Source organism: Actinomyces sp. ICM47 (assembly GCF_000278725.1).
In the GTDB taxonomy this organism is placed as follows: domain Bacteria; phylum Actinomycetota; class Actinomycetes; order Actinomycetales; family Actinomycetaceae; genus Pauljensenia.
On sequence record NZ_ALCA01000136.1, the window covers coordinates 22,597 to 35,597 of the forward strand.

General features: G+C 62.2%; 17 protein-coding genes. 8 read left to right on the plus strand and 9 right to left on the minus strand.

Annotated elements, in window-relative coordinates; all coding sequences use genetic code 11:
• Positions 1-140: 140 nt before the first annotated feature.
• The 3 genes from HMPREF1136_RS09835 to HMPREF1136_RS09845 are packed head-to-tail and all read left to right on the plus strand — an operon-like array spanning position 141 to position 2,550.
• On the plus strand, positions 141-1,064 hold the full coding sequence (locus HMPREF1136_RS09835) for an ABC transporter ATP-binding protein (RefSeq protein ID WP_009649202.1): 924 nt from the start codon (positions 141-143) through the stop codon (positions 1,062-1,064).
• On the plus strand, positions 1,051-1,812 hold the full coding sequence (locus HMPREF1136_RS09840) for an ABC transporter permease (RefSeq protein ID WP_009649205.1): 762 nt from the start codon (positions 1,051-1,053) through the stop codon (positions 1,810-1,812). Before HMPREF1136_RS09835 ends, HMPREF1136_RS09840 begins: the two co-directional genes overlap by 14 nt.
• A gap of 21 nt (positions 1,813-1,833) precedes the next feature.
• Positions 1,834-2,550, plus strand: coding sequence for a TetR/AcrR family transcriptional regulator (locus HMPREF1136_RS09845; RefSeq protein WP_009649201.1), 717 nt, complete (start codon positions 1,834-1,836; stop codon positions 2,548-2,550).
• Here the strand turns inward: HMPREF1136_RS09845 and HMPREF1136_RS09850 are convergent.
• Positions 2,547-3,680, minus strand: coding sequence for a glycosyltransferase (locus HMPREF1136_RS09850; protein ID WP_009649191.1), 1,134 nt, complete (start codon positions 3,678-3,680; stop codon positions 2,547-2,549). The genes HMPREF1136_RS09845 and HMPREF1136_RS09850 overlap by 4 nt on opposite strands.
• Before the next feature lie 215 nt (positions 3,681-3,895).
• On the opposite strand from HMPREF1136_RS09850, the gene HMPREF1136_RS09855 reads away from it, so the two are divergent.
• Positions 3,896-4,123 carry a hypothetical protein gene (locus HMPREF1136_RS09855; RefSeq protein WP_009649203.1) on the plus strand — a complete coding sequence of 76 codons (228 nt, stop codon included), beginning with the start codon at positions 3,896-3,898 and terminating at the stop codon, positions 4,121-4,123.
• 12 nt (positions 4,124-4,135) lie between these two features.
• On the opposite strand, the gene HMPREF1136_RS09860 is transcribed toward HMPREF1136_RS09855, so the two are convergent.
• The 3 genes from HMPREF1136_RS09860 to HMPREF1136_RS09870 all read right to left on the minus strand — a co-directional run bounded on the left by HMPREF1136_RS09860 (position 4,136) and on the right by HMPREF1136_RS09870 (position 6,551).
• Positions 4,136-4,714: a GNAT family N-acetyltransferase gene (locus tag HMPREF1136_RS09860; protein WP_009649196.1), complete on the minus strand. Its 579-nt coding sequence runs from the start codon at positions 4,712-4,714 to the stop codon at positions 4,136-4,138.
• A gap of 238 nt (positions 4,715-4,952) precedes the next feature.
• Positions 4,953-5,498 (minus strand): GNAT family N-acetyltransferase, encoded by a 546-nt coding sequence (locus tag HMPREF1136_RS09865; protein ID WP_009649192.1) that lies wholly within the window; start codon positions 5,496-5,498, stop codon positions 4,953-4,955.
• A gap of 87 nt (positions 5,499-5,585) precedes the next feature.
• Positions 5,586-6,551: a Fic family protein gene (locus HMPREF1136_RS09870; protein ID WP_034505790.1), complete on the minus strand. Its 966-nt coding sequence runs from the start codon at positions 6,549-6,551 to the stop codon at positions 5,586-5,588.
• Positions 6,552-6,702: 151 nt separating this feature from the next.
• On the opposite strand from HMPREF1136_RS09870, the gene relB reads away from it, so the two are divergent.
• Both relB and HMPREF1136_RS09880 read left to right on the plus strand, forming a co-directional pair.
• Positions 6,703-6,918 carry a type II toxin-antitoxin system RelB family antitoxin gene (gene relB, locus HMPREF1136_RS09875; protein WP_009649199.1) on the plus strand — a complete coding sequence of 72 codons (216 nt, stop codon included), beginning with the start codon at positions 6,703-6,705 and terminating at the stop codon, positions 6,916-6,918.
• A complete protein-coding gene (locus HMPREF1136_RS09880) occupies positions 6,919-7,185 on the plus strand; it encodes a type II toxin-antitoxin system RelE family toxin (protein ID WP_009649177.1) in 267 nt (88 codons plus the stop codon).
• A gap of 134 nt (positions 7,186-7,319) precedes the next feature.
• Here the strand turns inward: HMPREF1136_RS09880 and HMPREF1136_RS09885 are convergent, their stop codons facing one another.
• From HMPREF1136_RS09885 to HMPREF1136_RS09900, 4 genes are all read right to left on the minus strand, one after another.
• Positions 7,320-7,979 carry a DUF421 domain-containing protein gene (locus HMPREF1136_RS09885; protein WP_009649190.1) on the minus strand — a complete coding sequence of 220 codons (660 nt, stop codon included), beginning with the start codon at positions 7,977-7,979 and terminating at the stop codon, positions 7,320-7,322.
• 1 nt (position 7,980) lies between these two features.
• A complete protein-coding gene (locus tag HMPREF1136_RS09890; protein ID WP_009649189.1) occupies positions 7,981-8,430 on the minus strand; it encodes a DUF3290 domain-containing protein in 450 nt (149 codons plus the stop codon).
• A 192-nt stretch (positions 8,431-8,622) separates the two neighbouring features.
• A complete protein-coding gene (locus HMPREF1136_RS09895) occupies positions 8,623-9,078 on the minus strand; it encodes a hypothetical protein (protein ID WP_009649185.1) in 456 nt (151 codons plus the stop codon).
• On the minus strand, positions 9,075-9,668 hold the full coding sequence (locus tag HMPREF1136_RS09900) for a TetR/AcrR family transcriptional regulator (protein WP_009649209.1): 594 nt from the start codon (positions 9,666-9,668) through the stop codon (positions 9,075-9,077). The genes HMPREF1136_RS09895 and HMPREF1136_RS09900 overlap by 4 nt, the downstream gene beginning before the upstream one ends.
• A 249-nt stretch (positions 9,669-9,917) precedes the next feature.
• Here HMPREF1136_RS09900 and HMPREF1136_RS09905 point away from each other — a divergent pair, with 249 nt between their 5' ends.
• Positions 9,918-10,766, plus strand: coding sequence for an aldo/keto reductase (locus tag HMPREF1136_RS09905; protein WP_009649195.1), 849 nt, complete (start codon positions 9,918-9,920; stop codon positions 10,764-10,766).
• A gap of 212 nt (positions 10,767-10,978) precedes the next feature.
• On the plus strand, positions 10,979-11,824 hold the full coding sequence (locus HMPREF1136_RS09910; protein ID WP_009649182.1) for a class I SAM-dependent methyltransferase: 846 nt from the start codon (positions 10,979-10,981) through the stop codon (positions 11,822-11,824).
• Positions 11,825-12,003: 179 nt separating this feature from the next.
• Here HMPREF1136_RS09910 and HMPREF1136_RS09915 read toward each other — a convergent pair.
• The coding region (locus HMPREF1136_RS09915) for an ISL3 family transposase (protein ID WP_034505192.1) at positions 12,004-13,001 on the minus strand (998 nt) is incomplete at its 5' end.

The following is a 13,001-nucleotide window of genomic DNA, read 5'->3' on the forward strand; positions in this document are numbered from 1 at the left end:
ACGCAGCGACAGATTGTCAGAAAAACGCAGTAAATCAGGAGTTCTCCCCTGCACACAAGACTGCCTTGCATCTACAGGTTAACACTGTTAACCTTTCGTGCGACACAAAGTTAACAGCGTTAACAGATGGGAGAAATACCGTGTCACAACCACACGCTCCAACCCTGGACGTTCGGGAAATCCGCAAGAGCTACGGCACCCACGAAGTCCTGCGCGGGGTCGACCTGCGCGTCGAACCAGGTCAGATACTCGGGCTACTCGGACGAAACGGGGCCGGCAAGTCTACGCTCATCACGATCCTGTGCAGCCTGCGCCGAGCTGACTCCGGAACCGCCAGCATCTGCGGCCACCGGCCCGCGTCCGCCGACGCCGCACGGCTGATCGGATACGCGCCTCAGGAGCTGGGCATCTACCCCGACCTGAGCGTCGCCCAGAACCTCGCGGCCTTCGGCGAGTTGCACGGACTCGGCCGACGCGAGGCCGCCTCGCGTGCGGGCGAGGTCATGGAATTGCTCGGATTAAGCGAAAAACGCGGGCAGCGCGCATCCCACCTGTCGGGCGGGCAGCAGCGCAGGCTCCACGCGGGCATGGCGATCATGCACCGCCCGCGCCTGGTCTTCATGGACGAGCCGACCGTCGGCGCGGACGTGGAGGCGCGCAGCCAGATCCTGCGCGCGGTCCGCCAGCTCGCTGACGATGGCGCGGCCGTCGTCTACACCTCGCACTACCTGGCCGAGTTCGAGGAGCTGGGTTCCGACATCGCGATCCTGAACGAGGGGCGCGTCGTCGCGCGCGGCACGCTCGAGGAGATCATCGCTGGCCACGGGCGCGCCGAGGTGACCCTCGAGTTCGACCGCCGCGTTCCCGCGATCGACGGGTGGAGCGCCGACGACAGAACACTCCGACACATCGGGGACGAGGCCGACCCGGGTTCGCGGATCGGCGAAGCCCTGGCCTCGCCCGCCCTTCAAAGCGCGCGTCTGACCGACGTGCGCATCACGCAGGCCAGCCTGCACAACGCGTATCTGCAGATCATCAAGGAGAGCGACCATGTCGCAGCTTAAGCAAATCAGAGCAATGACCCGTCTCAACATTCGCCTGCAGCTCACCGACCCGGCGCCCACGCTCATCCTGACGGTGATCCCCCTCGTCTTGATCCCCTTCATGATGCCGGCGTTCAAGTCGATGCTACTGGCCGACGGCTACACCGGCGTCACGGGAGCCGAGCAGGCGGTGCCGTCGATTGCGATCCTCTTTTCATTCCTGGCGGTGCAGAACATCATCGGCTCGTTCTTCAACGAGCGCTCGTGGGGCACCTGGGAGCGCCTCGAGGCCTCCCCGACCTCGCGTGCATCCATCCTGACGGGTAAGGCGTTGGTCGCGTTCCTCATGCAGACCGTCCAGATCGCTGTCGTCCTCGCGCTCGGCGCTCTCATCTTCGGCTACCGACCGACCGGCTCCCTCGTCGCGCTCGCCGCGATTCTCCTCAGTTTTTCGGCCGTCCTGTCGGCGCTCGGCGTCGCGCTCGCGCTATGGTCGCGCAGCCGCGACGCCGCCTTGTCCCTGTCGAACATCATCGGCATGCTGGCGGCCGGCATCGGCGGTTCTTTCTCCACGGTCTCTTCCTTCCCGGATTGGGCGCAGCACACCGCACGCCTGTCCCCCGCTTACTGGGCGATCACCGCGATTCACGAGGTGAGCTTGGACGGAGCGAGTCTGTCAGACGTCGGGACTCGGATCGGCGTCCTGTGGGGTTTCTTCGCCGTGATCGCGGGGCTGGCACTGATACAGTTCCGGTATCACAGGGAGTAATAGCCACGAAGCGGGGAGTCCATGCCGTCGTCACGCCAGCGCGCACTATCGCGAGACATCATCTTGTCGACCGCGCTCAACCTGGTTGACGAGGAGGGACTCTCCGCTTTGTCCCTGCGGTCTTTGGGAAAGCGCCTCGGCGTCTCCCAGGCGGCTTTTTATCGCCATTTCCCCGACAAGGCGGCGCTCTTGGAGGGTATCGCCGAGCAGGTCTGGCGGCTCACCTTCGAGGCCTTCCTGGACCGCGTGAACGCCGGATCGGTCGGCGTGACGGCAACACCGACAAACGAGGCAGGTGAGCCGACCGGGGATACCCAGGCCTCGCCCCTGCTGACGTACATGCGCACCTACGCGCATTGCTTGGCGTCGACACTGCGCTCCCACCCGGGCGCGGTCATGCTGCTACTCACGCACCCGATGTCGACACCCGAGCAGCTCGCGCTCCTGGCTCGCGTGTTCGTGACGCTCGCCCGGCATGGTTTCACGCCGAACGCGGACATGCTGGGGCTGGTCAACGCCGTGTCGATCTACACGACGGCATTCGTCGCCGCCGAGGTCGTTCCGCCCGTGGGCGGCTCCCCCGAGCAGCCGGCTGACCTGTCGGCCGCGAGCGCCGCGCTCGACCCCGAGGACGCGCAAGCGCTGCGCCCACTCATCGAGGACCTCCTGGACGGTCGCTACGACTTCAACGCCCAGTTTGAGCGAGGCCTGGAGGCGATCCTGCGCGGCTGGGCCTAGCTGACCAGTTTTTCAACCTCGCGCACGATGCGCTTGGTGCCACCCAGAGAGGAGAGTTCGTCTCGCAGTCCTCGGATACCCGAGGTTAGGGCCGGTTCATCGACGAGGCGGCGGGCGGCGCGCGCGATGAGCGCAGGCTTGGGCTCGCGCACGGTTAGGCCGCAGCGCACGTTTTCCACGGCCTCGGCGTTGAATTGGCGCTCAAAAATACGGCCCGGGACGAGCACCTGGGGGACGGCGTAGGACAGGGCGTCCATCGCCGAGTTTTGCCCACCATGGTGCACGAAAACCTGGGCTCGCGGCAGGAGCTCGGCGACGTCGAAGCGGGGCGCGCAGGCTACCTCATGGTTCCCCACAGCGTGGACGGCCTCGGGCACGCCCGCGACATAGACGTCGCAGTCGAGGGCTTCGGCGAGCTCTCGCCCGGCGCGGATGGCCACGCCCGCAGGGACGCTGCCCGCGCCGAGGTAAACAAGGGCACAATCTCGAGGCGTCGCTGTCAGGGCGGGTGGCTCGTCGAGGAACCCGCAGTAGACGGCCCGCTCCCCCGCGCGCGGTTCCAGGGTCGGGCAGCTCGGGATAAAGCGGTGCCGCATCCCCTCGAGAACAGTCAGGGACGAGGCCGGGGCGGGCATGCCCATCTCGCGCAGCAGGCGTCGAATTCCCGCGGATTTGCGCGGGCTGGAAGCGTAGGCAGCGGTCGTCGGCTGCGACCCGCTACCCACGCACGGGATACCCTCGGCGCGGGCGGCGATGACGGCTGCAAGGCTGAACTCCGAGTAGACGACGTCGGGGCGCGCGGCTCGCATGTGGGCGCGGAGCGTATTGATGGCCGCGCGCGTGTAGCGCTCGTCGAGGGCTCCGGTCAGCCAGAGGACCTCCTCGAAGCTGTGCACGGGCTTGCGGCCCATGAGGCCGAGGCGTGAGGCCAGGGGGAAGGTGTGGCGGGCGATCACGTCGGGCAAACCGAGGGGCGAGGGCACCGGAATCTCGAGCGTCGGGGCGATGGGATCGACACAGTTGCCGTCGTCTCCCCAGGCCAGCGTGACCTCGTGGCCACCGTCCTGGAACGCGCGGGCGACGCGCTGCGCGCGCGACCACGGCCCGCCCATCTGTGAGCGGGCAACCATGGGAACGACGAGAACTTTCACGATTCAAGGGTACGCCGCCCGCAACAGGGCGCTGACGCTCACCGAGCGCCATGACCCCGCCCCGGCCTCGTTTCTTCCCATGAATGAGACCGGCGCTGAGTCGTGGGATAGACCCAGGGCGCATCGTGACTAAGCTGGTTCTTGATCGCGCACGCCCGCAGCGCGCCCACGCGCCGACGCAAGGAAGGTCCACCATGAACACCGATAAAATCGAGGACGTCATGTCCGAGTTGCTGGGCGAAGGCTATCGAATTGTCGAGGACAACGGTGACCTCTCACCCGTCATCGACTGGGTCGACTGGATCGAAGACCCGGAGGGCGAGGACAAGGAGCAGGTCGAGGTCACTTTCCAGGACGGCTCCACCCGGACCTTCGACAAGGGCGTTCCCATGCGCCAGATCTGGCACGAGGACGTCGACTGAGCGGCTACACCACTAGCGGCCCAGGCGCTTGACGAAGCGGAACATGTAGTCGGCCTCGCCCATCGGCTCGCCCGCTCCGCGGGGATGCGAGGTGTCGGGGTGATGTTCGTTGAAGAACTCGACGATGTGGAAGCCGCACTTGTTGACGTAGAAGTGGATGTTGCGCACCTCGAAATAGGGCGTCACCAGGGTCCATTCCCTCACCTGCGGGTGGGCGGCCTCGATGGCGAACCAGGCGCGCGTCCCCACTCCCCTGGAATGAACCGAGGCCTTCATTGCGAAAAGGAGAACCTCGCCTCGATGACCAGCAACGGTGAGGATGACGTTGCCCACGACTTCGCCGTCCTCAAGGATGCGATAGGCGAGCGCTCCCGGCGCATTCAGGGACTCCTCAATGTCGGACAGTGGGAGGATCGGCTGCGCCGTTGCACCGCCCTCGCTGGGACCAGCCGGAGACTGCTCACGCGCGGCGAGACGCTCCCCCACGAAGGATCCCTGCGGGTTGCCCTGGAAGTGCTCGAAAGATTCCTGAAAGTCCGCGATCAGCGCAGGACGCTCGGTGTCAGTCAGGGGAACAAGCATGATCGTCATGGGATCATCGTATCTGTGAACGGCTGCAAATCTGACAGCAGGGGCCCTGTCCTCAGCGTCCTGGAGATGGGTCCAACGACGCGCGCCCCCGAGAGCCGAAGGGGTACACATGGAACGGCTGCGCGTCATGCCATTCGTCATGCACATCATCAAGGTGCCCCCACTCGTTTCGACTAAAGGAACTGAGGTTCTAGGCTCCTCAAGCTAGACACGTAACCGCCAGCTGCCCTCCGGAGCGCTACAGCTCCAGCCTCATGTGCACGAGCTCCTGGTAGCCCGCGGCCGCAGACCGGTAGCCTTGAGGGTTGCGCCCATACTCCTCGAACCCCGCACGCCGATACAGGGACAGCGCGCGTTCATTACCAGCCACCACCTCGAGCTCGAGCTGGGTGTAGCCCGCCCGGCGCGCACTGTCGATGCACGATTCCATGAGCACTCGGCCGATCCCCATCCCCCAATGTTCTGTGAGGACGCTGATCCCGAAACGCGCCCGGTGAGCCAACTTGCGCCGACCGCCCACCGCCGTGACTCCAGCGCTTCCCACGATCCGTCCATCGAGGATGGCGACGAACTCAACCTCATTGTCACTGCGTTCCGTTTCCGCCAGAGAGTGAGCCTCCTGTTCATCGTCGACGCTTTGCTCGTCCGGATAGGACAGCAGGTAGTCGGTCTCCGCATGCGTGCGCTGCATGATGTCACGCAGCGCGCGGGCATCCGACGCGACAGCGTTCCTCACGAGGAGTTCCGCTCCATCCTTCAAGATCACCGTCTCGGCGTACCTCATCGTCGGCCTCCTTGTCTCCCTAGCGGCTTGAACTCATCATGAAGTAGCGGAGTCCCAACGCCGATGCCTGGACTACTGATCGCAGCCTTAGAGTCCGGGGGCGTGGACAACCCACACGCCCGAACGGGGACTGCCCTGACGCTCGAGCACGCCTTTTTCTTTGAGCTGTGCAACCGTGCGCTCGGCGCTCCGCTTCGAGCACCCAAGATATTGCGCAAGCTGAGTGACAGTGGCATGCGGGTCGCCGCTGAGGAAAGCGAGCGCGCGGGTTCGCGCCATATCCTGCGGGTTTGACGGCTTCGCATACGGAAGAATCGATTCCCGAATCGCCTCGAGCATGAACTCCACAAAACTCTCGCACGAACCGGTCGCGCCCGAGCGGGCCAAGGCCTCGTAATAGTCCGCCTGCCGCCTCCTGATAGCGGACTCAACGGGCAACCACGCCAACACCGAACGCCACCTGGACAGGAGCAGCGTCTGCCAGAGACGTCCCGTCCGCCCATTCCCATCAGAGAAGGGATGACAGAACTCGAACTCGAAGTGGAAGACACACGAGGCGAGCAGCGTGTGCATACGCGTCGTACGCAGCCACTCGAAGAGGCCTCCCATGACCTCGGGGACGTAGGCTGCCGGAGTCCCCGCATGGATGAGAGTTTCCCCGTTGAACACGCCGACATTGCCCAACCGAAAGCGCCCAGCATCGGGGACGAGGCCACCCATCATCACGCGGTAAACGCGCAGCAAATCCTCCAACAAATGAGGATCGAGTTCAGGAATTAGGTCGTAGGCGGCGCGCGCGTTTTCGACTTCGAGGATGTCGCGCCGGTCTCCGAGAACCCGCTTGCCGTCAATAATCGCGCTCACCGCGCGCTCATCAAGCTTGTTACCTTCGATGACGAGCGAGGAGTAGATCGTCTGGATCCGCAGCTCTCGACGCAGCGTCGGGCTGGTCGACAGTGGCGTTTGAGGCGACAGCATGCCGACGAGCTCAGCGATCTCCATACACAACGCATCGATCATGTCGGTGCGTTCAAACGACGGTTCGTAGGCCATGACCACCCCCTATTACCGCCACAATTATACCGCCACTGGCGGTAATCAAGGAGCGGTACCCACAATCAGCATCACTCACCAGGGCCAACACCATTGCGCATTGGCACCAGAGAGAAATAGAATACGTTGTATTCAGCTCCAGGAGGTCACCATGCCCACCATGACCATGCGCCTCGACGAGACAGACGCCGAGGTCGTGCGCAAGTACGCCGAATTTGAGGGAAAAACAATCTCCGACTTCATTCGAGACGCCGTCTTCGAGAAGATCGAGGACCAACAGGACCTCGCAACTCTGCGCGAGGCGATCACTACAGACAACGGCGTTCGCTACACCCACGAGCAGGTACTCGCAGAGCTGGGCCTGTAAATGTCCTACCACGTCGAGTACAGCGACACAGCTCTCAAACAACTGAAGAAAATGGACCGATTCGAGGCACGACTCATCACGTCATGGATCAGCAAAAACCTTGAAGGCTGCTCCGACCCCCGCATCCACGGCAAAGCCCTAAGCGCCAACCGATCAGGCGAGTGGCGCTACCGCATCGGCAGCTACCGCGCCCTGTGCATCATCGAAGATGACCGCCTCATTATCGAAGTGTTTTCCGTCGGACACCGTCGGCACATCTACCAGTGATCACACGGCCGCATCAGCGCCACCCTGCATTACCGCCAGATTTATACCGCCACTGGCGGTAATCGCGCGGCACCCAAGGAGAGCTGACCGATAAACAGCAGGAGGCCTCGTCAATTGACGAAGCCTCCGCACGTTCAGCGCTTGAACAACGCCCGCTTAGGGAACGGGATCACTTCAAGGCGCCCATGGACCAACTCAGCGAGGAACACCTGCTTCACCGAGGAATACCCCTGCTTCTTGAGCTCTTCCTTGACCCACGCCTTGTCCTTATCGGCAAGGATCAGGCCATCCGACACGATATGGCCGTCGCTCACAAGGGGCAGCAGAGAACGCTTGCTGCCCGCGTTGCGGACCCGAATCGTCAGGCTGCCGTTGGTCTCCATGACGGCCGCCTCAACCTCTTCAAGGCTGTTAATCCCCTGCTCGCGCATACTACGATTCAGACCCTGCGCCGTCAGGCCCACCTTCGCGCAGCGGGCGATATCCACCGTGCCGTCGCGAACGATCAGCTCAGGCTGAGACGCGGTGAGGCTCTTGAAAACCTTGCTGGTATCGATGAGAACCTTCGTCGCGATAACGACGAGCGACCAGATCAGAATGATGAGCAGGTACTGCAGAACCGTGATCGACGAGTTGTAAATGACGCCGCCGATGATGCCGCCCAGCACGTAGTTCTGCACCTGATTGAGCGGGGTATTCACCGAGAAGTCGCGCTTACCCAGAATGTTGATCTGAAAGATCATCATGAGGATGCCGAGCGCGAACTTAATGGCAGTCAGCGTGTAGAAGTCCATGTCAGTGCTCTCCATTCACGTAGACCGCGTGATTGATGATGTGCGTGCGCTCGAGGGTGTAGGAATTGTTGTCATCATTGAGGTGGACAGTGTAATCCTCCTCGTTGAATCGCACGATCATGCCGTCCTGCAGGGACCGCGAACTCACCAACACGTCCTCCACCTTGACGTTATGATCCGTCGCAATACCCTCCACGAAGTGGACGAGCATCTGCGACTGGGAGTACTGGTGACTGACGCGGAAGTACTGCTCGGTCTGGATACCCAACAGCACCAGGGAGAGAACCAGGAGTCCGATACCAGCGTCACGCCAGCGAGTCTGAGCCCTGTTGCGCAGGTAGAGGGCACTGAACGCCAGTGCCACCACGAGCAAAACGATGACGGCTACAACGCGTCTCGTCGAATCCAAACTCTGGTGCGAGACTATGTAGTCGAGGGTGTAAAAATTCATGCGCTTTCCCGGTTCATGTGTGCCGCGTAACGGGCTAACACTAGCATCGGATGACCCGCAGACAGAGGGCCTATCCGCCCCAGGATTCGCGCGATGAGCCACACGCCGACGCAGCCAACGACAGGAGGCCTCATCCATCGACGAGGCCTGGGCCAAGATCGCGTGAAACGCTCAGTTGATCCCGTGAAACACTCAGTCGGTTCCGTGGAACGCCCACGCGCGACCGCGCGCGCCGCGCGCGATGTAGCTGACGCCCGCCAGGGTCAGGGCAAGGCCGAGGCCTGTGTAGAAGAAGGCGATGAACCAGTCAGGAAAGAGTCCTGCGGCGCGCATGCCAATACCAAACGACATCATGATCGCCATCATGATGTAGCCCTTGCGATCAAAGAAGCGGAAGGGGTTGTGGCGTTCACCGTCCAGATCGTAGATGCGCTGGGAATTCTTTTTGACGAGTTTGCTGAACATCGAGTGGAACCCACAGAACGCGGCAACCGCTCCCCCAGCAATAGCAGCGAGGACGATAGCGGCGACGCCGCGCATGCCGATGGCCGCGCGCACGCCCAGAACCGCCACATTCAGACCAGCGAGCAGCCAGACCACGCCGGCCACGGCGATCAGCTGATTCTTCTTGATGTGCAGTCGACTCATCGGTTCTCTTCCTTCTCATTGGCGGGCGCACCGTCGTACAGGGAGGCGTCGAGGAGGGCGAACAACGTCTCACACTCCGTACCCTCCATCAGCGAGGCAAAAATAGCGCGCAGGGTCAGGCGGGCGACGCTCTCGGAGCTCATAGGTCCGACGAGGCGAGAGCGATCCACGGCCTCGTCCGCGTCGAGGACACGCTGAAGTCCGCGCTCCATGTGGGCGAGCATCGGGCCTCGCACTTCTTCAAGGGCAGCGTGCTCCTTGCGGGGCAGGCGGCGCATCTCCGCGAACCAGTCGACGCTCATAGAGGCGCGGGCCTCACTCAGGGTCGCGCGGAAGCGCCGAGCATAGCTGGTGAAGCGCTCCCCTGCGCGCACGACGCAGAATTCCTCGGAGAAGGTCTCATCGAAGAAGCGCGTGAGCACGGCGGTCGTCAGGTCGGCCTTCGTCGGGAAGTAGACGTAGACCGAGCCGACCGCAATGCCACAGGCGGTCGCGACCTTGCGCACGGAAAGCGCGGAAATACCATCATTCGAGGCAATCTGGTAGGCCTCGTCGATCAGCTGGTCTCGGTCGATCACTTGCTTGGGCACGTGGGACGCTCACCTTTCTGCGCGTAACCGTCATTAATGAACGGTGTTCATTATAGGTCCAAGCATTCCTACAGCAAAGAGAACCGCAGAACCTCACACGCAGCTCGCCACCAATTGACAACGTCGCCATTTTATTCCCACGTGGACACACATACGCTGAGAGCGCAACTCACTAGAACCGCGTTCACGCAGCTCAGTAGGCTTGACACCAACGCATGACACGACGCATGTGAGGAGGAAGGAAACACCATGACTCACATTACACTGAACAACGGTATCGAGATGCCCCTCGTCGGCCTCGGCACCTACCAGCTATCCTCCGAAGACGCGCAGGCCTCGACGACTTACGCCCTGGACAACGGCTACGAGCTGATTGACACTGCCAACTTCTACGTCAACGAACGCGGCGTCGGCCGCGGCATGCGAGCCTCCTCGAAGGCCCGCGAGGATATCTTCCTCGAGACGAAGATCTGGCCTACGTCTTACGAGAGCGAGACCGCCATCGACGAGACGCTTGAGCGCCTGGGCACCGATTACATCGATCTGCTCCTCCTACACCAGTACGCTGGCGACATTCGCACCGGCTACCGTCATCTCGAGGAGGCCTACAAGGCGGGTAAGGTCCGTGCAATCGGCATTTCGAACTTCCCCATTGAGGAACTCCGACGTCTCCTCGGCGAGTCCGAGATCAAGCCCTCGCTTATCCAGGTCGAGTGCCACCCCTACTTCCCGCAGACCGAACTCAAGGCGCTCCTGAAGGAGCACAACATCGCACTGCAGGCGTGGTATCCGCTCGGCGGGCGCGGCAACGCCTCGATCATGAGTGAACCCGTCATCGCAGAGATTGCGAAGACTCACGGCAAGTCCCCTGCTCAGGTCATCCTCCGCTGGCACGTGCAGCTGGGACACTCGATCGTCCCCGGCTCCAAGACCCCGTCGCATATCGCTGAGAACCTCGACCTGTTCGATTTCGAGCTGACGAACGAGGAGATGGCGCAGATCAACGGACTCGACAAGGGCGAGCCGATCTTCCAGCGCACGCCGGAGGTCGAGCACTTCTTCGCGACCTTCGCGCCTGACGTCGACAGCGAGAAGTAATAGGGAAACATCCAAAAGTTCGGCGGCGCTCTACCGTCAACTTCGACGCACCCCTCACGGAACGAGGCCTATCCTGCTTGGCGGGGTAGGCCTCGTTATCAGGTCCTCTCCTAGCGTTCCTTTTCGCGCTCTATGCTCGCTGACACCTCCTGCGTCGGCTCGATGGCACCGAGGTACGCCTCCTCAACATTCCACCTGCATACAATAACGAAATGAACGAAACGAACAGCCACGCACAGTGGTTTTCCGACAATGAACGCAACTGGGACGACCGCGCCGAGCTGCACATGGCTGGCAATTACTGCGACTACCAGCGCCTTCTCGAGGATCCGACAGCCATGAGCGCTGAACTGGCCCAAGATATCGAACGATTCGGCGATCTCGCCGACAAAGATGTCATCCACCTGCAATGCCACGTCGGAACGGACACAATCGGCTTTGCGCGCCGCGGGGCCTCGCGCGTCATTGGCCTCGACCTGTCCGAGGCTTCGCTTGCCCACGCGCGCAGCATCGCCGAACGCGCAGACGCTGACGTGGAGTTCGTCCACGCGAACGTGTACGACGCGCGCCAAGCAGTATCCGGCAACTTCGATCTGGTGTACACCTCGATCGGCGTCCTATGCTGGCTGCCCGATATCGCCCGGTGGGCGCAAGTCATCGCTTCCCTGCTCAAGCCGGGCGGCACTTTCTTTATCCGCGATGACCACCCGATGTTCATGACAATCGGGGAGGATATTTCCGGCGGGCTAAAGATTGAGCAGCCATACTTCGAGCAGGATGCTCCGATGACATGGGATGACGAGTCAAGCTACGTAGATTTCCCCGATGCGCCGCGGATTACTCACACGACAAATCACCAGTGGAATCACTCCCTTGGACAAATCGTTACTGCTCTCATCAACGCGGGTTTGGTGATCGATGAGCTTGAGGAGACACCGCGCGCGGCGTGGTGTCCGTGGCCCGAACTCATGGAACAAGATTCCGCTGGAGGTTGGCACCTTCGCGAGCACCCCGAACGCCTGCCCCTTCAGTTTGCGATCACCGCACACAAACACTGACAGTGCGCATTGTGGGGTTGTGCGGGCTAGACAAGGTAGGGAACACTCAAACGCTGGAAAGCCTGGCTGTGCGATTACTGCACGAGTCCCTCCGAGATACACGATGGAAGGCCAGAAGTAACACTCCACCAGCGCGTGAGTATGGCGTGACCGTGCACCGACCATGTCAATAGGGCTCTTCAGAGTTGAGTGTGGGTGGAGGCATCTAGGCCTCCTGCGATGAGGAGCATTCGGAGTTTGTAGTTGGTGGGGTTGCGGTAGCCTCTGGCGGTGCGTCTGCCTAGTTCGATGATTCCGTTGATGGCTTCTGTGGGGCCGTTGCTGGCTCCACCGGTGTCGAAGTAGGCCAAGAATGCGTCCTTCCACTTGCGTAGGGTCCGCCCCAGACGAGCGATTTCGGGGATGGGACACGTTGGTAGGCGCTCAATGAGGTGTGCGGCCAGGCGTCGGCCTTGGGCGGGTGTGGCTTGATGGAAGACGTCGCGGACTTGCTGGGCGCAGTGGTAGGCGACTTCCACACTGATATGCGCCTCATCTGCCGTGAAGGCCTCACGGAGTCGTTCTTGTTGACGCTTCGTGAGCCGATCACGTGAGGCGCGCAAAAGATTGCGGATCTGATAGAGGGGATCGCCCTTGCGCCCGCGGTGACCGGTCGTGTCTTGCTGGACGCGGCGGCGTACCTCATCAAGGGCATCGCCGGCGAGCTTGACGATATGGAAGGCATCGAGGACGCTGGTTGCGTCTTGGAGCTGGTCGTCGATGGCGTTCTTGTATCCTTGGAAGGGATCCAGCGTCGCGATCTGGATACCGGAGCGAAAGTCTTCGCCGCGCTCTTCTAGCCAGTTCTTGTACACGGTGCCAGACCTACCCGGAACCAGGTCCAACAAGCGGGCCGTGGGATGCTCCTCCCCGCAAGTCAGGTCCACGATGCCGGTGAGTTCACGTGGGCCCCGGTGGCGTCGGTCCTGGTGGTGCCACACGTGCTCGTCAACCCCCAGCACCCGAATCCCTGTGAAGCGGGCGGGGTCATCAGATGCGGCTTGCAGGCACGGCTTGATATGGGACCACACGGTATTCCACGTGGTTCCTAACTGTCGGGCCAGCCCCAAGATAGTGGCTCCCTCGAAGCGCAACTGTCGGATCGCCCAGCGGATCGCCCGCACACCCAGACGCGCCC